The sequence below is a fragment of the Sulfurifustis variabilis genome, from assembly GCF_002355415.1.
Taxonomy (GTDB): Bacteria; Pseudomonadota; Gammaproteobacteria; order Acidiferrobacterales; family Sulfurifustaceae; genus Sulfurifustis; species Sulfurifustis variabilis.
The window spans coordinates 3447501-3468254 of sequence record NZ_AP014936.1 but is presented as its reverse complement, the minus strand read 5'-3'; the positions used below and the strand labels follow the sequence as shown (position 1 = coordinate 3468254).

The window sequence follows — 20754 nt, the reverse complement described above, 5'->3', positions numbered from 1 at the left end:
TCCCGATCTCGCGACCTCACGATCCCAGGAGATAGTTTCATGACTTCAGTGCTGGTCAACCTCACCGGTCTCGTCCTGATCGGCTTCATCGTATGGTGGTTCTGGCTCTCGGGACCGCGCGCGGCGCGCGTGGCGGCCTCCGGGCCGGTCGAGGTCCTCGTGGAGAACGGCGTCTACACGCCGCCCGTGATCGAGGTCCCGGCGGGCAGGCCCGTGACGCTGCGCTTCCTTCGCAAGGACCCGAGCCCGTGCGCCGAACAGGTTCGCTTCGATAGTCTCGGCATTGCAGCCGAGCTGCCGGTCGGCAAGCCGCGCGATCTCACCGTGCTGCCCGGGCAGCCCGGCGAGTACGAGTTCACCTGCCAGATGCGGATGTACCGCGGGCGCCTGATCGCCCGCTAGCGGCGGACATGCAGGGCGCGCTCCAAGCGCAACCTCGCACGCGGCGAGTCCGAAACGGAACCGCTGACAATGGGTGCGCCAGCAGAGCGAGGCGCGCATCCGGCGCCGATCCCGGCGAGGTCCCGGAACCTCCGGCCCGCGCCGGTTTCTCAATCGACGGTGAAGTAGGCGCCGGCAGTCGCCACGGTGATCGTGGTCAGACCGAGGATCAGGTTCAAGCCGACCAGACGGCGGATCTGCGCGAGCTGCGCACCGGCGCTCTTCCAGTCGCCGGCCGCCACCGCCCGGTTGAGCCGCCTGTACGGCGCGAAGTAGATGTGCAGGAAAATCGCGATCATCACCCAGCCGATCGCCTGCATGACGTGCACGTACCAGCGGACGCTGGCGAAGCCTTGGAACGGCCCGAGGATCATCCAGTATCCGGTCAGCGGAAGGGCCAGGATCGCCGCCCATACCCAGGGGAAGAATCGGCCGAACACCTGCGACCAGAGCGGAAGACGCAGCGGCGGTTCGAGCAGCGTCGCTGCGACCGGCCGCAGCGCCATGTAGGCGAAGAACATGCCGCCGACCCAGACGACGGCGGCGAGCAGGTGGAGTGTGATCGCGAAAGGCATGGGAGCAGTCCTCTCCGGTTGTGATTATTTTGTCCGTCGCCCGCCCGTCAAGACCGCGCGCGGACGGCGCTCTTGAGCGCCAGCCAGACGGCCTTCACCGCGCCCGCAAGTTTTTCGGTGCGTGTCCGCCGGTAGTATCCGAGGTCCTCGGGCGGCGCCTGATCTATCCGGCGCCGGTGCTTTAGCTTGACCCATGCGTTGTAGTCGAACTGACGGGCGAGACCGTAGAGCAGGTGGTTGATCGGCGCGAAGCCGGGCTTGCGCACGATCGCGGCGCCGAAATCGATGAGGCACGGCCGCCTTCCCTCGACCACGAGCAGGTTGTCCTTGCGCTTGAGATCCGCGTGTGCAACGCCGCGCGCATGCAGCTCCTTCACATAGGCGAGCAGTGTCTCGAAGTACGCCGCGCGATCGAAGTCCTTCGCCCGACGCAGGGGCACGCCTTCGACGTAGTCGAGGACGAGGTAGCGACCGCGCAACAGGCCGAGGCAGGCCGGGCTGCCGGCAAAGCCGCGAAGGTTCTCGTAGGCGCGGGCCTCGCGTCTGAGTGTAAGGCGTCCCAGCCAGGCGAGTGGCCCGAATCCCGCCGCGACCTTAACCGCGAGACGCCGGCCATGGTATTCGAGAACGTGTATCTCGCCCTGGTAGCCCGAGTGCGCCGGGCTGCCGGCCCGCAGCCGTTCTTCGATCCGCCTGACGAGTTCGGCCTCGTCCCCGGCGTCCATGGGGCTCAGGGCAGGCGGGTGTGCAGCACGTAGAGGAACAGGACGAGGAGCGCCGCGATGATCGGCTCACCGTTCTGGCGAAGGCTCTGCCGGAACGACCACTCGCCTTTCTCGCCGGTGCCGTAGGGCGATAGCCGCGGGATCAGCGCGCGCGTCTCCTTTGCCCACGGCTCCCACTGGCCGGGGAACAGGCGCGCGAGATGCCGGTCCTCGTGTCGGATCGTCTGCGGGTAGAAGTAGAAGCTGATGAACGCCCAGCCGAGGAAGGCCCACCACAGCCCCGAGGCCAGCGAGAAGCCGCCCATAAGCAGGTGATTGCCGACGTACAGAGGATGGCGCACGTAGGCGTACGGGCCGGTCGTCGCGAGCTGCTTGTTCTTCTTCACATGCCCGGAGGCCCACAGGCGGACGACGATGCCGAGCACCGCGATCACCGCGCCGACATAGTACGACAGCGGACCCCACGGATGGCCGACTCCTGTGAGGAGGATCAGGAACGCGATGCCGATGAACTGGCGGAAGCGGTGGCGGCGGTACCTGAGATCGTGTGCGAAGCGGGCGAGGCCCGTGCGCTCGGCGAGGCTGGGTTGTTCGGCACTCATGAATGACGGTTGCGGCGCTGAGAAGGCGCCGCATCTTAACACGCGCGGCCGCCCCCGGCACCCGCTATTTCCCGCCGAAGCGGGCGAGCCAGGCGAGCAGGTTCTGTTTCAGCGCGTCGTAGCGGTCCGTGTAGAAGTGATTGGCGCCCTTTACGAGCTGCTGCGCGTAGTCACGGTTCCCCGCCTTCCCGGCTGCCGCCCGGCGGGCCTTGGCCGTGCTCCGGATTTCCGGAAAGTCGTCGCTGCCGTAGATGTCGAGCACGGGTTTGTTGATGTGAGGCAGGAGCTCGACCGGTTTCATCAGTCGGCCGCCGGCCGGTTCGGTCGGCGGGCTGATCGCCCCGACGGCGGCGATGGATGCCGTCGGGCGCTCTGCCGCGTACGCCAGGGCCGTCATCGCCCCCGAGCTGTGTCCGGCGAGCACTATCGTCCTGATCCCCCGCGCTTGCAGGAACCGGATGCCCGCATCGATCCGGTCAAACGCCTCGGGCAAGGTCGCGCCGTACTCCGACAATTTCACGTCGGCGTCGAGGATCGGCATCTGAAGTGAGAGTGTGTGCCAACCGGCGTCGGCCAGGTCCACCCGGAGGGTATCGATGAACCCCCAGGCGGGATGGACGCCGCGTCCGTGCAGCAGGATGACCGCCTTCGGCGATTTCTCCGAGTTTGCCGGTTCGGTATGCAACCCGAGGAACTTGACCCCCCGTGCTTCGAGCGTCACCGGCTCGCCGGCGATCAGGGCATCGACGATCTGGTCGGCCCAGTTCTTTTCCCGCTCGAGGTTCGAGGTCGACGTGGCGGTCTGCGCCGGGACGGCGAGTGCACCCAGGAGGACAAGGGCGAGGATCGGGGGTGTACGCATGATAAGGAGTATAGGTGCGCCAAGATGGAACGGTCGAGTGACCGGCGCCGGCGACCTCGGGCATGCCCCGGCTGCCAAAGGGCCCTTTGATCGGTTAAAGTGCGCCTCTTCCGAAACCTTTGGGGACCCGCGCCCGTCGGGCGCGAGGGGAAAGCTCATGCGCGACTACAAGATCGCTCCTTCGATACTGTCGGCCGACTTCGCGCGCCTCGGCGAGGAGGTCGACAACGTCCTTGCCGCCGGCGCCGACATCGTGCACTTCGACGTCATGGACAACCATTACGTCCCGAACCTCACCATCGGTCCGCTGGTATGCGAGGCGCTGCGCAAGCACGGCGTGAAGGCCGACATCGACGTGCACCTGATGGTCAAACCCGTCGATCGGATCATTCCGGACTTCGCCAAGGCCGGAGCGACGTACATTACCTTCCATCCGGAAGCGAGCGAGCACATCGACCGTTCCCTTTCGCTGGTGCGCGACTCCGGGTGCAAGTCGGGTCTCGTCTTCAATCCGGCGACTCCGCTCGATTATCTCGACTACGTGATGGACAAGGTCGACATGATCCTGCTCATGTCCGTCAACCCGGGTTTCGGGGGACAGAGCTTCATCTCCTCATCGCTTCCGAAACTCCGCGAGGCGCGTCGCCTGATCGAGAAAAGCGGACGTGACATCCGTCTCGAGATCGACGGGGGCGTGAAAGTGGACAACATTCGACAGATCGCCGAAGCCGGGGCCGACACCTTCGTCGCGGGCTCGGCGATTTTCGGCGCCGGCAGGACCTCCGACGCGCATCGCTACGACACGGTCGTGAAGGCGATGCGGGCCGAGTTGGAAAAGGCGAAGGTCGGATAATGCAGATGCCGGCCGCCGCGGGCGCCCGCTTTCCGCTCGCGGTCAAAATGATCATGATCGACCTCGACGGTACCCTCGTCGATACCGCGCCCGACATTGCCGACAGCGCGAATCTGATGCTCGCGGACCTGGGGCGGGAGCCGCACCCGCTCGACAGGATCGCCGAGTGGATCGGCAACGGCGTCAGCCGTCTGGTGAAGCGGGCGCTGACGGGCGAAATGTGGGCCGAGCCCGACGCCCCGCTCTTCGAGCAAGCGATCGCGCGTTTCCGGCATCATTACGGCGAGCGTGTCGCGGCCAAGAGCCGGCCGTTCCCGGGCGTGGTCGACGGGCTCGAAGAGCTTGCCCGCGCGAGGTTTCGCCTCGCCTGCATCACCAACAAGGCCGGGGCATTCACCCGGCCGCTGCTCGACGCCCTCGATCTCTCGCGCTACTTCGAGCTGGTTTTGAGCGGCGACAGTCTCCCGAAGAAGAAGCCCGATCCGCTCCCGCTGCTCCACGCCTGCGAGCACTTCGGCATCCGACCCGAGCAGGGCCTGCTCGTGGGCGACTCGGGCAACGACGTGAAGGCGGCGCGCGCGGCCGGCATGCATGTCGTCTGCGTGAGCTATGGTTATAATCACGGCCAGGACGTGCGGGAGCTCAATCCCGACGCCGTAATCGAGTCGCTCGGGGACCTGCCTCGCCTCGTCACTCTGGTTTTGTAGTCACCGTGAGACACAGCTTTGAACCGTGGAACCGCACGCGATGGCGCCGAAGCGCGCCGTCGGGCCGTGCCGTTTCCGTTCAACCTGTGATCTCATGGTGATCCATGTCCCTCAGTCAGACCGCATTCGATTGTTACGCCGCGCAGGGCTTTAACCGCATCCCGGTGATGCGCGAGGTCCTGGCCGATCTCGACACCCCGCTCTCGATCTACCTGAAGCTCGCCCGCGGGCCGTACTCCTACCTGTTCGAGTCCGTGCAGGGCGGGGAGAAGTGGGGCCGCTACTCGATCATCGGCCTGCCCTGCCGTACGCACCTCACCATTCGCGGCGACCGCGTCGAGGTGATGCGTGACGGGGAAGTCGTGGAGCACGAGCAGGTCGCCGACCCGCTCGAGTACGTGCGCGCTTTCAAGGCCCGCTACCGCATGCCGGAGGTCGCGGGCCTGCCACGCTTCACCGGCGGCCTCGTCGGCTACTTCGGCTACGAGACGGTACGCTTCATCGAGCCTCGACTCGGGGAGATGAGGAAACCGGACGCCATCGGTGCACCGGACGTCCTGCTCATGGTGTCGGACGAGGTGGTCGTGTTCGACAACCTGGCCGGCAAGCTCTACGTGGTAATCCACGTGAACCCCGCCGCCCCGGACGCCTTCCGGGCCGCCAATCGACGCCTGGACGAGCTGGTCACCCGATTGCGCGCGGGTCTGCCGGCGGTCACGCCAACCGGCAATGCACTGGTACAGGAGGCCGATTTTCACGCCGAGTTCAACCGGGAGCGGTTCGAGACGGCCGTTGAGCGCGTACGCGAGTACATTCGCGCGGGCGACATCATGCAGGTCGTACTGTCACAGCGCCTCTCGATTCCGTACGGCGCTTCGCCCCTTGATCTGTACCGCGCCCTGCGCACCCTCAACCCCTCACCCTATATGTACTTCGTCGATCTCGCCGACTTTCACATCGTCGGCTCGTCGCCGGAGATTCTGGTGCGGCTGGAGGACGCGACGGTCACCGTGCGCCCCATCGCGGGTACGCGCCCCCGGGGGCCGGACGAGGCCGAGGACCGGCGCCTGCAAGAGGAATTGCTCGCGGATCCCAAGGAGCGGGCGGAGCACATCATGCTCGTCGATCTGGGGCGCAACGATGTCGGGCGCGTCGCACGGACCGGCAGCGTGCGCGTGACGGACCAGATGGTCGTCGAACGCTACTCGCACGTGATGCACATCGTCTCCAACGTGGTCGGCACTTTGAAAGACGGTCTCGATGCGATCGATGTGCTGCGGGGCGCGTTCCCCGCCGGCACGGTCAGCGGGGCGCCCAAGGTGCGCGCGATGGAGATCATCAACGAGCTCGAGCCGACGCGCCGCGGCATCTACGCGGGCGCCGTCGGCTACTTGGGCTGGAGCGGCAACATGGACACCGCCATCGCCATTCGCACCGCGGTAATCAAGGATGGTACCTTGTATATCCAGGCGGGCGCCGGCATCGTCGCGGATTCCGTGCCCGCGAAGGAATGGGAAGAGACGATGAACAAGGCGCGGGCCATCTTCCGCGCGGTCGCGCTCGCATCGGCGGGTCTGAACGGCGCGGGGAGGGCATGAACATGCTCCTCATGATCGACAACTACGATTCCTTTACTTACAACCTGGTCCAGTATTTGGGCGAGCTGGGCGAGGATGTGCGCGTGTATCGCAACGACCAGATCGCGCTCGACGATATCGAACGGCTAGAGCCGGCGCGGATCGTGATCTCCCCCGGTCCCTGCACGCCCAACGAGGCCGGGATTTCCGTGCCGGTGATCGCACGCCTCGGCGGCCGGGTCCCGATACTCGGCGTCTGTCTCGGTCACCAGAGTATCGGTCAGGCTTACGGCGGGTGCATCGTGCGCGCGAGGGAGCTCATGCACGGCAAGACCTCGATGATCCATCATGCGGCGAAGGGCGTGTTCCGCGGTCTGCCGAGCCCCTTCGAGGCCACTCGGTACCACTCGCTCGTCATCGAGCGCGAGACGCTGCCGGAGTGCCTGGAGATTACGGCCTGGACAGAGGACGGCGAAATCATGGGCGTACGCCACAAGTCGCTGGCGGTCGAGGGCGTGCAGTTTCATCCCGAATCGATCCTGACCCAGCATGGTCATCAGCTGCTCGAGAACTTCCTCACCGGGCATCGCGCGAGCTGAGCATGGACATGTCATCCGCCATTCGCGCCGTTACCGAACGGCGCAATCTTTCCGCCGAGGACATGCGGGCGGTCATGCGCACGATCATGACCGGCCAGGCCACCGCCGCGCAGATAGGCGGTTTCCTGATCGGCCTGCGGATGAAGGGTGAGACCGTCGAGGAGATCGCCGCTGCGGCCGAAGTGATGCGCGAGCTCTGCACGCGCGTCGGGGTCAGTGGCCCGCATCTGGTGGACACCTGCGGTACCGGGGGCGACGGTGCGAGCACGTTTAACATCTCTACCGCCTCGGCCTTCGTCGTGGCGGCCGCCGGCGGCAAGGTCGCGAAGCACGGCAATCGCTCGGTTTCCGGGAAGACAGGCAGCGCCGACGTGCTCGAAGCCGCCGGCGTGAGCCTCTCGCTCACTCCGGAACAGGTGGCTCAGTGCGTGAACGAGGTGGGTGTCGGTTTCATGTTCGCGCCAAACCACCATGGGGCCATGAAACACGCCATCGGTCCCCGCCGCGAGATGGCGGTGCGCACGATCTTCAACCTGCTCGGACCTCTTACCAACCCCGCCGCCGCTCCTTACCAGGTGATCGGTGTATTCGCACGGCAATGGGTGGAGCCGCTGGCACACGTGCTTGCGCGGCTGGGCAGTGAGCACGTGCTCGTGGTCCACGCAGAGGGAGGGCTCGACGAGATCAGCATCGAGGCGCCGACCCACGTCGCGGAGTTGAAGCACGGCGAGGTGACGAGCTATACCATCACGCCGGAGCAGTTCGGCGTGGCGCGCGGGCGGGTCCGCGACGTGGCGGTTTCGAATGCGACCGAAAGCCTGTCGATGATCGAAGCGGTTCTGAGCAACGAGGCCGGGCCGGCGCGGGACATCGTCGCACTCAACGCGGGTGCCGCAATCTACGCGGCCGAGCTCACGCCCACCCTCGCCGCCGGAATCGAGCGGGCGCATGCCGTCATGGCCGACGGTAGCGCGAAGGACAAGCTCCACGCGCTCGTCGGACTGTCGCGAAAACTCGCCGGACAATGAGCGGGACGCCAGACATCCTGAAACGCATCATCGCGCGCAAAGCCGAGGAGGTGGCACGGCGCGCCGGCCGGCTGCCGCTGCGGGCGTTGAGCGAGCAGGCCGAAGTTGCGCCCGCGGTCCGCGGCTTCGCCCGCACCCTGCGCGGGCGCGTTGCGAGCGGTGAGCCCGCTGTTATCGCGGAGATCAAGAAGGCTTCGCCGAGCAAGGGCGTGCTGCGCGCCGGCTTCGAACCGGCGGAGATTGCCCGGTCCTATGAACGGCACGGCGCCACCTGCCTTTCGGTCCTGACCGACATCGAGTTCTTTCAGGGCTCGGACGAGCACCTGACGGCGGCACGGGAGGCGTGCAACCTGCCCGTCCTGCGCAAGGACTTTACCGTCGATGCTTACCAGGTCTACGAGGCCCGCGTCATGGGGGCGGACGCGATCCTGCTCATTGTCGCTGCGCTCGGGGACACACAGCTGCAGGAACTCGCCGCCCTGGCCTTCGGCCTCGGCCTCGACGTGCTCGTCGAGGTGCACGACGCCGTCGAGCTCGAGCGCGCACTCGCGGTTCCGTCCCCGCTCATCGGCGTCAACAATCGCGACCTCCATACGTTCGCGGTGAACCTCTCGACCACGCTCGAGCTGCTGCCCTCGATCCCAAGTGACCGGGTTGTGATCACCGAAAGCGGCATACAAAGCAGCGACGACGTGCACCTCATGCGCGCACACGGTGTGAGCGCCTTCCTGGTGGGTGAGGCCTTCATGCGCGCGCCGGACCCGGGCGTTGCGCTCCGGGAGCTGTTCGCCGCGTCCGCCTGAGGCATCCACCGGCTTCCCACGAAGGGCGATCGAATATACTGCGCCACACGGATCAATTGGGACCTTGAACCATGAAAACCCGAGTCGAATGGACCGGTAACGTGAGTTTCCTCGCCACGACGGAGAGCGGGCATCGCGTGCCGATGGACGGGTCCCCCGAGGCCGGAGGGCAGAACGAGGGCCCCCGGCCGATGGAGCTCGTGCTGGCCGGAATGGGTGGCTGCACCTCGTTCGACGTCGTGCACATTCTCCGGAAAGCGCGGCAGGATGTCCGGGAGTGCACCGCGGAGATTGACGCCGACCGCGCGCCTGTCGACCCTAAGGTTTTTACGCGCATCCATGTCCATTTCGTCCTGAAGGGAAAGGGTCTGGATCCCAAGCGCGTGGCGCACGCGATCGAGCTTTCGGCCGACAAGTACTGCTCCGCCTCGATCATGCTTGCCAAGACCGCGACGATCACGCACGACTACGAGATCACCGAGGTCGAGTGAGCGCGAAACCGGACGCCTCGGCCAGATTCCGGGAGCTGATCGAGACTTATTTCGCCGCCTGGTTCCGCTATCACCCGGAGGCGGCGGTCGATGTCGGGGTGCCCGGCTACGAGCACCTCCTGACACCTTTCGGCCACGACGATCGCGCCGCCCTCGTTTGCCTGAACGATCAGCTCGTTGTCGGCCTCGAGGAACTCGGCTCAGCCGATCTCACCGTGGACGAGGCGCTCGATTACGAGATCCTGCGCGGCGCGGTTTTCCTTGAGAACCAGCACATCCTGGAGCTCGAGCCGCGCCAGCCCGATCCGTCCGTGCTGCTCCCGGTCAGCGCGATCTACCAGCTCACGGTTCGACCCGTCGCAAACGCAGCCGAAGCATTGCGGGCGCGTCTTGGTGCGATTCCCGATCACCTGGCGCGGGCGAAAGAATATCTGCGTGAGCGCGCGAAACTGGTCCCGCCGCTCTGGCTGGAATCGGCCGAGGTCGCTGCAGGACAGGGAGCGCAGTTCATCGCCGGACTTGCCGCGCAGGCCGGGATCGGCGTGGATACCGGAACGCTCAAGAGAGAAATCGAACGAGCCGCCCGCGCGCTTGAGGACTTCGGCGATTTTTTGAGGACGGAGCTTTCGCGTGAAGCAGCCGGCGAGTTCGCCTGCGGCGCACCTTATTTCGCCCACCTGCTAAGGCACCGGCATTTCCTCGACGTTGGAACCCCGGAACTCGAGCGCTTCGCCCAACGGCTCATTCACCAGGTACGGCGGGATCTGGGCGATGCGTGCCGGGCGCTCGGTCACGCGGACCTGCAGGCGGCGATGGCGCGCATTCGCGAGCGCGGCGTGGCCTCCGACAGATTACTGAATGCCTACCGCTCGCACATGCAGGCTGCACGTGCGTTCCTGGTCGAGCGCGGGCTTGTCACCATGCCGATCCGAGAGAGCCTGGAGATCGTAGAGACGCCGATCTTTCTTCGGCACCAGATACCTTTTGCCGCTTACATGGAACCCTCGCCGATCGATCCCGAGCAAAAGGGGTACTACTACGTGACTCCCCCGAAAGACGAGGAGCAGCTGGCCGAGCACGACGCCGCCGGGATCATGCACACTTGCGTGCACGAGGCCTGGCCGGGTCATCATCTTCAGTTCGTGACGGCCCATACTCGTCCGGACTCCCGTTCCCTGCCGCGCCTCCTCAACGCCTCGGCGACCCTCTACGAAGGCTGGGCGCTCTACTCTGAGCAATTGATGCACGAGCAGGGCTTCCTGTCTCTGCCCGAGCAGCGGGTGATCTTGCTGCGCGATCGCCTGTGGCGCGCGTTGCGTATTGTGATCGATATTGGGCTGCACACGCAGGGAATGACAATCGAGCAAGCCGCCAACCTGCTCACGACGCACTTGGGATTTCCGCGCTCACAGGCGCTGGCTGACCTCACCTGGTACACACGTGCCCCGACGGTGCCGCTTGGCTACGCGACCGGCTGGGCGTTGATCAACGCCCTGCGTGACCGCCTGCGTGCGCGGGATGCTGCATTCACTCTCACGAAATTCCATGACCGACTGATCGCTGCGGGTTCTATTGCGCTCCCGCTCGTAATCGCACGTCAGTTCGGTGCTGACGACTGGCGGGCGGTGCGGGGGATGCTCTTCGGCCAAGCGTGAACGGCCCGACCGATCGGCTCGGACGCCGCCGTCAGACCCAAAAAGCGGTACGGGTCATCACGCGCGAGGTGAGACGCATCAGCCGCTGAACCGGGCGGGGCAGCGGCGTGCCCCCCGACTCGACGGCGGTCGTCGCGTGTTTGCCTTCGTCTTCACGCATCTGTAATAGGATGGCGCGGCTTCTGGAATCTCCGGCAGGCAGCCGTTCCAGATGCTCTCCGAGGTGCTCGACGACCTGCCGTTCCGTCTCGGCAAGGAAGCCCAGGCTCCAGCGGTCGCCGGCGAGGCCTGCAATCGCCCCGATCGCAAACGAGCCCCCGTACCACACGGGATTCAGATAGCTTGTATGCGAGCCGAGCTCGTGGACTCGTTCCTCCGTCCAGGCCAGGTGATCGTTTTCCTCCTGCGCGGCCTGCTCCATTTTGTCGCGCACATGTTCCAGGCGGGCGGTCAGGGCCTGGCCCTGATAAAGCGCCTGAGCGCAAATCTCGCCGGCGTGGTTGATGCGCATAAGGCGGCCGGACAGGTCGCGTTCCTCGGCCGAAAGATCGGACTCGGGGACGGAAACGGCCGGAGTGGAACGCTCGGCGTGTGGCCGCGGTCCGAAGACCAGCCGAATGGCTTGATCAAGGGAACCGATAAGGCGATCGGCAGACGAGATATCTCTCATGGATGATGTTCGAAAGATAGGTGCGGCTGGGCGGATATCCTATACTCTCGCCGCGACCTATGTCCTACTACCGCTACCACGTCTTTTTCTGCCTCAATCAGCGAGAGGACGGTCGTGCGTGCTGCGCGAACCACGGCTCACCGGCGCTACGTGAATACGCCAAGGAGCGTGTCAAGGCACTGGGTCTCGCCGGGCAGGGCGGGGTGCGCATCAACACCGCGGGATGCCTCGACCGGTGCGAAGAAGGTCCGGTGATCGTCGTTTACCCGGAAGGCACGTGGTACACCTACGTTGACCGGGAGGACATCGACGAAATTATCGACGAGCACCTCGTTCACGGTCGAATCGTCGACCGCCTGCGCATATAGAAAAAGAAAGTTCTACCTTTTTAATCAACACCATACTGGGTCGGGGCGAGGGCAAACTCGACGTGAGCGGGGAGTTGACAATCGGTAAAAATATTAGATAATTATTAAATAGTGATCCTCATGTTGCCGGTAGCGTTTGCTACTCTTGATAGGGATCAAGGAATTCGGGTCGGTGACGTCGCACGATATGCATCGACTTTTCACGGCTCCTCCATCCTCCTAGTGGTGGTTCGGGCGTGGCTCAAAGCCACGCCTTTTTTTTTGCTTTCGGCTGCATCCGGATTCCTCCCGCGGCCCGTTCTCGGGCTTGTAACCCGGGAACTCATTTTGTACCATGCGCCGCTTTCCACGCTTGGCCGAACCATGAAAACCTACGTAGCCAAACCCGACACCATCAAGCGCCAGTGGCTCGTCATCGACGCGGCCGACAAGGTCCTCGGGCGCGTGGCGGCCGAGGTGGCCCGGCGGCTGCGTGGCAAGCACAAGCCCGAGTTCACGCCCAACATCGACACCGGCGATTACGTCATCGTGCTCAATGCCGCAAAGGTGCGTGTCACCGGCGCGAAGGCGGACCAGAAGGCGTACTACAGCTACTCCGGCTACCAGAGCGGTCTCAAGACGGCGAGCTTCAAGGAAGTCCAGGCGAAGCATCCCGAGCGCCTTATCGAGCACGCCGTGAAGGGCATGCTTCCCAAGAATCCGCTTGGGCGCGAAATGTTCCGCAAGCTCAAAGTCTACGCCGGCGCCGAGCACAAGCACGCGGCGCAGGGGCCGAAGGCGATTGAGATCTGATTCGAACCCGAGACTCCTGATGGCAACTGCAAAAGAAAGCTTCTACGGGACCGGCCGACGCAAGTCGTCGACGGCGCGCGTGTTCCTCAAGCCCGGCAAGGGCGAGATCGTCGTGAACAGCCGCCCGCTCGAGCAATACTTCGGCCGCGAGACCGCGCGCATGATCGTGCGCCAGCCGTTTGCGGCCGTGGATCTCAAGGACCGGTTCGATGTAATGGTCAACGTCGCGGGTGGTGGACCCAGCGGGCAGGCCGGCGCGATTCGGCACGGCATTACCCGCGCGTTGATGAAATACGATGAGGCCCTTCGTTCGGCTCTCCGCAAGGCAGGTTACGTCACCAGAGACGCCCGAGCGGTCGAGCGAAAGAAGTACGGCCTCCACAAGGCACGCAAGCGGCCTCAGTACTCCAAGCGCTAGCTCTTTGAGGTTCAGCAAAAAGGCCGCCCGCGGGCGGCCTTTTTGCTTGCCGCATACACGGCGTTTCGTTGTGGCGAGGACTTCGGTTTCTGTAGAATTGCCCGCCTATCCCGCCTTGGGGGATCGTCTAATGGTAGGACAGCGGACTCTGACTCCGTCAATCTAGGTTCGAATCCTAGTCCCCCAGCCAGTTAGCAAAGGCCCGCGCAAGCGGGCCTTTGCGTTTGGGGGACTAGGATGAGAACCTGGTTCGACCAGCGCGCGCCGGGAGCGCGCGCGGAACAGCGACGCGCAGCGACGCTGGCCCCCGAAGGGGCGAGCGCCAGGAAGGCGCGAGTAGTCCTAGTCCCCCAGCCAGTTAGCAAAGGCCCGCGCGGCGGGCCTTTGCGTTTGGGGGACTAGGACGAGAACCCTTGGGTTCGACACGATTTGGGCGCGCTTCAGCGCGTCCCGAAGGGACGACCCACATGGATGTGGGCGAGTCAATCCTAATTCCCAAGCCATTCGTCCCGCGTAGCAGTCCTCTTGGTGCTGCAAGTAAAGCTCGTCTGCCCGAAGTGGTCGTCGGCGGTGAAGCGCCATGACGCGACGATCGCGAAGATTATTCGCCCCAGCTCCATCTCCTGCATGTGATCCGACGGCGCGCCGCGTGTTGCCTGGCTTCATTCCGCCGTGGACGGGAACGCGCCACAACGCTTCTATTGTTGCTAATCAGCAACAACCCCTTTACAGTCTGCCGTAAAATCACAAAAAAGTTGCATGGGCGCAAAAGCGGTGCTATACAAGCGTCGAGGCGCGGGTCTTTGCGCTTTGCGTTAACACCGACAAACCTTCCCGAATCAGGAGGAGTAAATGAACAAGAAGCTGTTAGTTGCAGCCATCGGTGCGGCGATCGCGGCCGGCCCGATGATGGCGCAGGCCGAGGTGAAGCTCTACGGCCACGCGCATATGTCTCTCGACGTGATCGATCAGGACGAAGCGGCTCCCGGTGCCGACGACGGCGGCCTGTTCGTCTCGACCAACAGCTCCCGCTTCGGCATCCGCGCGAGCGAAGATCTGGGCGGCGGACTGAAGGGCGTTGCCCAGTACGAGTTCCTGTTCGACCAGGACACCGTCACCAGCACCCCGGCCACGAATCGCGACAACTATATCGGTCTTGAAGGCGGTTTCGGTGCCCTGCGGCTCGGCGTGATCGACAGCGCGACCAAGGACATCGGCGGCATCGCCGACCTGTTTTACCGCGAGCAACTCGGCGAGAGCCGCGCGATCATCAATCAGGGCGGTGCCGACAGCCGCGTCAACAACGGCATCATCTACCTCTCGCCGAAGCTCGGAGGCCTTTCTTTCAAGGCGCAATTCGGTGCTGACGAGTTCACTGACGAGAACCAGATGGCGGCCAACGTGCGTTGGGCGGGTGGCCCGCTCACTGTCGGTCTCGGCTTTCTGTCCACCGAGAACGCTGATCCGCTCGAAGATACCGACGTGATCCGTCTGGCCGGCAAGTTTGATGTCGGCGGCGGCTTCACCGTCGCGGCGCTGTGGCAGGACGTGAGCGCCCTCGGTGGCGTGGACGGCGCGGACCGCAGCAGCTACGGCGTGGGCGCGTCCTTCAAGACGGGTAACAACGTCTTCAAGGCGCAGTACTACATTGCCGATGAAGTCGATGGCGCGGCTGTGGAGAACGGTGGTGACCAGATCTCGGTGGGCTGGGATCATCTCTTCAGCAAGACGACGATCGGCTATGTCACCTATGCGGCGACCAGCAACGACGACGGTGGCACTTTCGCTGTCGGCGGCAACGGCCACGAGACCGTTGTCTCGGGTCTGCCCGCCGGTGGCGACAGCTCCGGCCTCTCGGTTGGCATGATCGTCAACTTCTAAGCCGAAAGGCAATCGACAGCTAACAATAATAACTGTTAGTGCAGTTAACGGGGCCCGAAAGGGCCCCGTTTTTTTGGCCCCGTAAAGGTGCCAGCCCATTCTGATACACTCCTCCCGATTCGTTCCTAGTGCTTTCCTCGAAAATGATCAAAGTCGGCATCATTGGCGGTACCGGATATACCGGCGTGGAGCTGCTTCGTCTCCTGGCCGTACATCCGCAGGTCGAGCTGCGCGCGATCACCTCGCGGGCCGAGGCAGGCAAGCCCGTGACCGACCTGTTTCCGAGCCTCCGTGGCCACGTGGATTTGGCATTTACCGCCCCCGATGCCGCCGGGCTCGAGCAATGCGACGTCGTCTTCTCCGCCACACCCAACGGCGTGGCCATGCAGCAGGCGCGCGAGCTGCTCGCCGCCGGTGTCCGCCTGATCGACCTCGCTGCCGATTTCCGGCTCAAGGACCCGACCGTCTGGGAGACGTGGTACGGCGTGCCGCACGCGTGCCCCGAGCTCCTTGAAGAGGCCGTGTACGGGCTGCCGGAGGTCAACCGTCAGCGCATCAGTAAGGCCCGCCTGGTGGCGAATCCCGGGTGCTACCCGACCTCCGTCCAGCTCGGTTTCCTGCCCCTCGTCGAGGCCGGAGTGGTCGATTCGGATCATCTCATCGCGGACGCGAAATCGGGAGCGAGCGGTGCGGGGCGCAAGGCGGAGGTGCACCTGCTCCTCGGCGAGGCGGCGGACACGATGAAGGCCTACGCCGTGGCCGGGCACCGGCACTGGCCGGAGATCCGCCAGGGCCTCGAGGCGGCCACCGGGAAGAAGGTGGGACTTACCTTCGTTCCGCACCTGGTCCCGATGATCCGTGGCATCCACGCGACGCTCTACGCTCGCCTGACCCGGGATGTCGATCTCCAGGGCTTGTACGAGTCGCGTTATCACGACGAGCCGTTCGTGGACGTCATGCCTGCCGGCACCCATCCCGAGACCCGCTCGGTGCGCGGCGCCAACACCTGCCGGCTGGCGGTTCATCGCCCGCAGGGCGCCGATACGGTGGTCGTCCTTTCCGTGATCGACAACCTCACCAAAGGTGCCGCCGGTCAGGCGATCCAGAACATGAACATCATGTTCGGTATCAACGAGGCGACGGGCTTGAGCCAGCCTGGTCTCATGCCTTGATTTTCAGTCGCTATAATAGATGAGGGCCGCCTGGGCGCCCGAAGGTCCTGCGTTTTTATCCCCGAGGGAGGATCTTGAAAAACTGGTTCAAGAAGCGCGCCACGGCGGATCTCGTGGTGCGTCGCAAACTGTCTCCGCGCACAAAACTGCTGCTTACGGGCAGCGTCGTCACGGTCGTCGTCCTGGCTGCCGGTTCGATCTATAACTATGGTTTGAGCACGGCCGGTTTCGAGCGGTTCTCGGCGAACCGGAAGCAGAGCCGGCTGCAGGAGGATCTGCAGCGCAAGGCGGCTGAGAACCAGGAGCTGCGCGACCACCTCGCGCGAGCCGAACGCAGCCTGCAGATGAACGAAACGGCCTTCCAGGAACTGGAGCGGGCGCTCAAGGCGTCCAGCCAGGAGATCGTGAAACTGCGCGAGGAGCTCAACTTCTATCGCAATATCATCACGCCGGTCGACAAGAAGAGTGGCCTACGCATCCAGAACCTTTACATCGAGCCGACCGGGACCAATCAATACCGCTACAAGCTGGTGCTCATACAGGCCCTCAAGCACGAGCGCACGATCAGTGGTTCGGCTAGCCTGGAGATCAGCGGGATGCAGGGAACGGAAGAATCGGTGTTGACCGTCCCCGGGCCCGGCGAGCGCCCTCTTAAAGTGAGCTTCAAGTATTTCCAGGACCTCGAAGGGCGCTTCGAGTTGCCGAAGAACTTCAAGCCGCGCCGAGTGAAGGTGAACGTCACGCCGGCGGGAAGCAGTCAGTCGGTCGAAGAGAGCTACGCTTGGCCGCAGGCCTAGATCGAGGTTAATGATGGGGAGACCTCTCACATGTTGAGCACCTTGGGCAAGCAGACGAACGAAAAACCGTGCAACACCATCGATACGCTGATCGGCGCACGCACGGAACTTAAGGGAGATATCGCGTTCTCCGGCGGGCTGCGGATCGACGGAAAGCTCAAGGGCAACATCACCGCAAAGGGTGACGGCAACAGCACCCTCGTATTGAGCGAAAATGCCGAGATAGTCGGGAACGTGACCGTCCCCTACGTCATCAGTAATGGCACGATCAAAGGTACAGTCCGGGCCGTCGAACGGATCGAGCTGCAACCGAAGGCCGAAATCACGGGAGACGTTTACTACAAGGTCATCGAGATGGCGCTCGGGGCAGCAATCAACGGGAACCTCGTACGGGAACCTGCCGACGGAAAGGAACGGGCCACAGTCGCCCGCCTCAAATCCGTCGCGGCGGGTACCGAGGACGAAACCAAGAACGGTTGACTGGTCCCGTCAGGAATTGGGATAATCGGACGCATTACAGTCGGAGATTGCAAATGACCGCTGCCATGCCTGAAATGCCTTCGCCGCTCGTTTTCACCGATAGCGCGGCAGAGAAGGTCAGGGAGCTGATCGCAGAAGAGAACAACCCGGCACTCATGCTGCGCGTATTCGTATCCGGAGGGGGCTGTTCCGGCTTCCAGTATGGCTTCACGTTCGAGGAGAACGCGAACGAGGACGACACCCGTGTTTCGAAGAACGGCGTGACGATGCTCATTGACCCGCTCAGCTTCCAGTATCTAATGGGCGCCGAGATCGATTATCAGGAAGGGCTGCACGGAGCGCAGTTCGTCATCAAGAATCCAAACGCAAAAACAACCTGCGGCTGCGGGTCATCCTTCAACACCTGAACGCGGCAAATTCGAGTACCGACATAAGGGGCCGAAAGGCCCCTTTGTTTTTTCTATCGGGCTTCCGCCCCCCTCCCGCGCTCTGTTGCCAGGCGCGCGAGCCGATGCGAGCCGCCCACGATGTCCAGCTGAACGCTCCACTGCCGCACGAAGCTATGGAATTCATCGGGCAGCGGCCCAGTTCGAGTCGCGGTGGGAAACCGATAGGTGAGCGGGTTCCGGTGTACTCCATTAACCTGGAACTCGTAGTGCAGGTGAGGCCCGGTCGCGAGACCCGTCTGTCCAATATAACCGATCGTGTCGCCCTGCTCGACGCTATGCCCTACTTTGAGGTCGGACCGGACGCGGGATAGGTGGGCGTACAGCGTCCTGTACGATGTCCCGTGCCGGATGACGACGGTCTTGCCATATCCCCCATTCCAGCCGAGCGAAATGATCTGGCCGCCCGCGGTCGCGTGCACCGGTGTTCCGACCGGTGCAGCATAGTCGATTCCTTTGTGTGCTCTCGGAATCTTGAGTATCGGATGGTAGCGGGCATTCGAGAAAGTGGAGCTCACTCGACTGAACTTCACCGGTGCGCGCAGAAATTCGCGTTTAAGGCTCTTGCCTTCCGGTGTGTAATACTCGAGTGCGCCGTCGTCGTGTCGATAACCGATGGCGCGGTACGTCTTTCCGCGGTTGACGAACTCGGCTGCCAGGATTTCCCCGTCAGCCACCTTTTGGCCCAGCCAGTACTTCTCCTCGTAGACTACGGCGAAGCGATCGCCGGTGCGCAGGTCGAGCGCGAAGTCGATGTCCCAGCCGAAAATCTCCGCCAGGGCCAGAACCAGGGGCTCGGATAGTCCGGCTCGCTGCGCATCCTCGAACAGCGAATGGGTGATCCCGCCAGCCACGTAAGCGACCCGAATGTCGTATTCTCGCCGCTCGCGCAGCACCTCGAAACCGGTTGCCGCCCGTGTCAAGCGCAGGTTTTCGTAAGGCTCGACGCTGTGCACCAGCTCTTGCAAATGGCCGCCCGCATCGGTCCTCAAAAGTAGACGGTCCCCGGGGATCAAACGGCTCAGGCCACGCGCCTCAGCCCGCGCATGCACGACCTGCAGCAGCCCGGGCGCCTCGATGCCGCGCCCCCGAAGAATACGAGCCAGCGTGTCCCCCGGGCGCACCGTCACTTCGGAGTAGCCCTCGGTGGTAGTGGCGGGCTCCACCACTGCGGCGGACCGGAGGAGTTCGGCAAGCAGGTGCCGATCGGTCGACTCCGACCCGGGAATGACTTGCGAGTAAACGAGCGTCTGCGGAGGAGTCGAGGGAGGAATGGCTGGATCGGGAGCAAGCGCGAGATCGGGTGTCGGAATCGACGCGATCGTTACAGAAGTCGCGAACACGCCGGCCCCCACGAAAAGCAGCGACCGCCGCCATGCCGCCCTTTCTTGGAAGGCACTTCGGTCGCTCATGCTTGAAAAGTTTATTCGTGTTGGTTGTCGCATGGCGGCCTGGAGGGAAGTCCGTTCCCGCGCTCCGAAGTCCGTTCCGAACAAGCGAACTCTAACCGCCGGGGCGGCTGGCGGTCAAAAGCAGAAAAAGGGCAGGTTCAATACGCGCTTCGTTCCCTAGAAGCCGTACCGCGCCCGGTGATACTCTTCGGCGCATCGAATACAGCACCGCCCGATTCATGAGTGGCAACATCGAGGACGCGCTCCGCCTTCTCCGTCGCGGGACCGAGGAGATTCTGCTCGAGCAGGACCTGGTCGACCGCTTGAAGGCCGGCCGACGGTTACGCGTGAAGGCTGGTTTCGACCCGACCGCTCCGGACCTGCATCTGGGGCATACCGTCCTGATCAACAAGCTGCGACAGTTCCAGGATCTGGGGCACGAGGTCCTCTTTCTCATCGGCGACTTCACCGGGATGATCGGCGATCCGACCGGCAAGAGCGCGACCCGTCCCCCGCTCACGCGCGAACAAGTGCTCGAGAACGCGCAGACGTACGAGAGCCAGATTTACAAGATCCTCGACCCCGAGAAGACCCTCGTCGTTTTCAACTCCAGCTGGATGGGGGAAATGAAGGCGGCCGATCTGATCCAACTGGCCGCCAAGCACACGGTCGCACGCATGCTCGAGCGCGACGACTTCCAGAAGCGCTATGCCGGCGGGCAACCGATCGCGATCCACGAGTTTCTGTACCCCCTCATTCAGGGCTACGACTCCGTGGCGCTCAAGGCCGATGTCGAGCTCGGCGGAACGGACCAGAAGTTCAACATGCTGGTAGGCCGGGAGCTTCAGAAGCATTACGGCATGTCGCCTCAGGTCGTCATTACCCTGCCGATATTGGAGGGCACCGATGGGGTGCAGAAGATGTCGAAGTCGCTCGGCAACTACATAGGAATCAACGAACCGCCGGACGAAATGTTCGGGAAGCTGATGTCGATTTCCGATGTCCTCATGTGGCGCTATCTCGAATTGTTGAGCAGCGCGGATATGGCGGTTGTCGCCGGCTGGCGGGAGGAAGTCGAGAAGGGGCTGAATCCCCGGGACGTAAAGCTGCGGCTGGCCGAGGAGATGGTCATGCGATTCCATGGTTCTGCGGCGGCCCATCGCGCTCAAGAAGGATTCCTTGCTCGCTTCAGCCGTGGCGAGCTGCCCGCCGAAATCCCGGAGGCGCGGCTCCGGGTGCCGGGCGGCCGGGCGCCGCTGCCGCAATTGCTCAAGGAAGCGGGCCTGACGAAGAGCACCTCCGAAGCCCTGAGGCTGATCCGGCAGGGCGGTGTTCGCGTCGACGGCGAACGGGCGGATCCGGGGACGGAACTGCCTGCCGGCGGCCCCTATCTGGTCCAGGTGGGGAAACGCCGATTTCTC

General features: G+C 63.9%; 24 protein-coding genes and 1 tRNA gene (1 of these 25 cut by a window edge). 19 read left to right on the top strand and 6 right to left on the bottom strand.

Annotated elements, in window-relative coordinates; genetic code table 11:
* Positions 1–39: 39 nt before the first annotated feature.
* Positions 40–402, top strand: coding sequence for a cupredoxin domain-containing protein (locus tag SVA_RS16845; protein WP_096462312.1), 363 nt, complete (start codon positions 40–42; stop codon positions 400–402).
* A gap of 149 nt (positions 403–551) precedes the next feature.
* Here SVA_RS16845 and SVA_RS16840 read toward each other — a convergent pair whose 3' ends face one another.
* From SVA_RS16840 to SVA_RS16825, 4 genes are all read right to left on the bottom strand, one after another.
* Positions 552–1016 carry a CopD family protein gene (locus tag SVA_RS16840; protein WP_096462311.1) on the bottom strand — a complete coding sequence of 155 codons (465 nt, stop codon included), beginning with the start codon at positions 1014–1016 and terminating at the stop codon, positions 552–554.
* A 47-nt stretch (positions 1017–1063) separates the two neighbouring features.
* Positions 1064–1741: an RIO1 family regulatory kinase/ATPase domain-containing protein gene (locus SVA_RS16835; RefSeq protein ID WP_096462310.1), complete on the bottom strand. Its 678-nt coding sequence runs from the start codon at positions 1739–1741 to the stop codon at positions 1064–1066.
* A 5-nt stretch (positions 1742–1746) separates the two neighbouring features.
* Positions 1747–2343 (bottom strand): methyltransferase family protein, encoded by a 597-nt coding sequence (locus SVA_RS16830; protein WP_096462309.1) that lies wholly within the window; start codon positions 2341–2343, stop codon positions 1747–1749.
* A 64-nt stretch (positions 2344–2407) separates the two neighbouring features.
* A complete protein-coding gene (locus SVA_RS16825; protein ID WP_169924156.1) occupies positions 2408–3205 on the bottom strand; it encodes an alpha/beta fold hydrolase in 798 nt (265 codons plus the stop codon).
* A 157-nt stretch (positions 3206–3362) separates the two neighbouring features.
* Between SVA_RS16825 and rpe the strand changes: the two genes are divergently transcribed.
* From rpe to SVA_RS16785, 8 genes are all read left to right on the top strand, one after another.
* A complete protein-coding gene (gene rpe / locus SVA_RS16820; protein ID WP_096462307.1) occupies positions 3363–4058 on the top strand; it encodes a ribulose-phosphate 3-epimerase in 696 nt (231 codons plus the stop codon).
* Positions 4059–4063: 5 nt separating this feature from the next.
* On the top strand, positions 4064–4765 hold the full coding sequence (locus SVA_RS16815; protein ID WP_096463009.1) for a phosphoglycolate phosphatase: 702 nt from the start codon (positions 4064–4066) through the stop codon (positions 4763–4765).
* A 104-nt stretch (positions 4766–4869) separates the two neighbouring features.
* Positions 4870–6363 carry an anthranilate synthase component I gene (trpE, locus tag SVA_RS16810; RefSeq protein WP_096462306.1) on the top strand — a complete coding sequence of 498 codons (1494 nt, stop codon included), beginning with the start codon at positions 4870–4872 and terminating at the stop codon, positions 6361–6363.
* A gap of 2 nt (positions 6364–6365) precedes the next feature.
* Positions 6366–6941 (top strand): aminodeoxychorismate/anthranilate synthase component II, encoded by a 576-nt coding sequence (locus tag SVA_RS16805; protein WP_096462305.1) that lies wholly within the window; start codon positions 6366–6368, stop codon positions 6939–6941.
* A 2-nt stretch (positions 6942–6943) separates the two neighbouring features.
* The gene (gene trpD / locus SVA_RS16800; protein WP_096462304.1) at positions 6944–7969 is read left to right on the top strand and encodes an anthranilate phosphoribosyltransferase; all 1026 of its coding nucleotides are present in this window, start codon (positions 6944–6946) and stop codon (positions 7967–7969) included.
* Positions 7966–8772: an indole-3-glycerol phosphate synthase TrpC gene (trpC, locus tag SVA_RS16795; RefSeq protein ID WP_096462303.1), complete on the top strand. Its 807-nt coding sequence runs from the start codon at positions 7966–7968 to the stop codon at positions 8770–8772. Before trpD ends, trpC begins: the two co-directional genes overlap by 4 nt.
* A 71-nt stretch (positions 8773–8843) precedes the next feature.
* Positions 8844–9263, top strand: a complete 420-nt coding sequence (locus SVA_RS16790) for an OsmC family protein (protein WP_096462302.1) — start codon at positions 8844–8846, stop codon at positions 9261–9263.
* Positions 9260–10918, top strand: coding sequence for a DUF885 domain-containing protein (locus tag SVA_RS16785; RefSeq protein WP_169924155.1), 1659 nt, complete (start codon positions 9260–9262; stop codon positions 10916–10918). Before SVA_RS16790 ends, SVA_RS16785 begins: the two co-directional genes overlap by 4 nt.
* 31 nt (positions 10919–10949) lie before the next feature.
* Here the strand turns inward: SVA_RS16785 and coq7 are convergent, their stop codons facing one another.
* The gene (coq7, locus tag SVA_RS16780) at positions 10950–11579 is read right to left on the bottom strand and encodes a 2-polyprenyl-3-methyl-6-methoxy-1,4-benzoquinone monooxygenase (RefSeq protein WP_179948833.1); all 630 of its coding nucleotides are present in this window, start codon (positions 11577–11579) and stop codon (positions 10950–10952) included.
* A gap of 68 nt (positions 11580–11647) precedes the next feature.
* Here coq7 and SVA_RS16775 point away from each other — a divergent pair, with 68 nt between their 5' ends.
* The 9 genes from SVA_RS16775 (at position 11648) to erpA (ending at position 17903) form a co-directional block, all read left to right on the top strand.
* Entirely contained in the window at positions 11648–11956 is a 309-nt protein-coding gene (locus SVA_RS16775; protein ID WP_096462299.1) for a (2Fe-2S) ferredoxin domain-containing protein, read from the top strand.
* A 363-nt stretch (positions 11957–12319) separates the two neighbouring features.
* Positions 12320–12748 (top strand): 50S ribosomal protein L13, encoded by a 429-nt coding sequence (rplM, locus tag SVA_RS16770; RefSeq protein WP_096462298.1) that lies wholly within the window; start codon positions 12320–12322, stop codon positions 12746–12748.
* A 19-nt stretch (positions 12749–12767) separates the two neighbouring features.
* Positions 12768–13166, top strand: a complete 399-nt coding sequence (rpsI, locus tag SVA_RS16765) for a 30S ribosomal protein S9 (protein WP_096462297.1) — start codon at positions 12768–12770, stop codon at positions 13164–13166.
* A gap of 116 nt (positions 13167–13282) precedes the next feature.
* Positions 13283–13356 (top strand) — tRNA-Gln (locus tag SVA_RS16760).
* Positions 13357–14018: 662 nt separating this feature from the next.
* Positions 14019–15047 carry a porin gene (locus tag SVA_RS16755; RefSeq protein WP_096462296.1) on the top strand — a complete coding sequence of 343 codons (1029 nt, stop codon included), beginning with the start codon at positions 14019–14021 and terminating at the stop codon, positions 15045–15047.
* A 143-nt stretch (positions 15048–15190) separates the two neighbouring features.
* Positions 15191–16219, top strand: a complete 1029-nt coding sequence (gene argC, locus SVA_RS16750; protein ID WP_096462295.1) for an N-acetyl-gamma-glutamyl-phosphate reductase — start codon at positions 15191–15193, stop codon at positions 16217–16219.
* A 74-nt stretch (positions 16220–16293) separates the two neighbouring features.
* Entirely contained in the window at positions 16294–17016 is a 723-nt protein-coding gene (locus SVA_RS16745) for a DUF6776 family protein (protein WP_096462294.1), read from the top strand.
* Positions 17017–17046: 30 nt separating this feature from the next.
* The gene (locus SVA_RS16740; protein WP_096462293.1) at positions 17047–17496 is read left to right on the top strand and encodes a bactofilin family protein; all 450 of its coding nucleotides are present in this window, start codon (positions 17047–17049) and stop codon (positions 17494–17496) included.
* 53 nt (positions 17497–17549) lie between these two features.
* Complete coding sequence (erpA, locus tag SVA_RS16735) at positions 17550–17903, top strand: iron-sulfur cluster insertion protein ErpA (RefSeq protein ID WP_096462292.1); 354 nt, start codon at positions 17550–17552, stop codon at positions 17901–17903.
* A gap of 53 nt (positions 17904–17956) precedes the next feature.
* On the opposite strand, the gene SVA_RS16730 is transcribed toward erpA, so the two are convergent.
* On the bottom strand, positions 17957–19354 hold the full coding sequence (locus tag SVA_RS16730; protein ID WP_169924154.1) for a peptidoglycan DD-metalloendopeptidase family protein: 1398 nt from the start codon (positions 19352–19354) through the stop codon (positions 17957–17959).
* Between the two features lie 218 nt (positions 19355–19572).
* Between SVA_RS16730 and tyrS the strand changes: the two genes are divergently transcribed.
* Positions 19573–20754, top strand: partial view of a tyrosine--tRNA ligase gene (tyrS, locus tag SVA_RS16725; protein ID WP_096462290.1) — the 5' portion only. It continues 18 nt past the right edge of the window; the window shows 1182 of its 1200 coding nt (coding positions 1–1182); the start codon lies at positions 19573–19575; its stop codon lies off the right edge, out of view.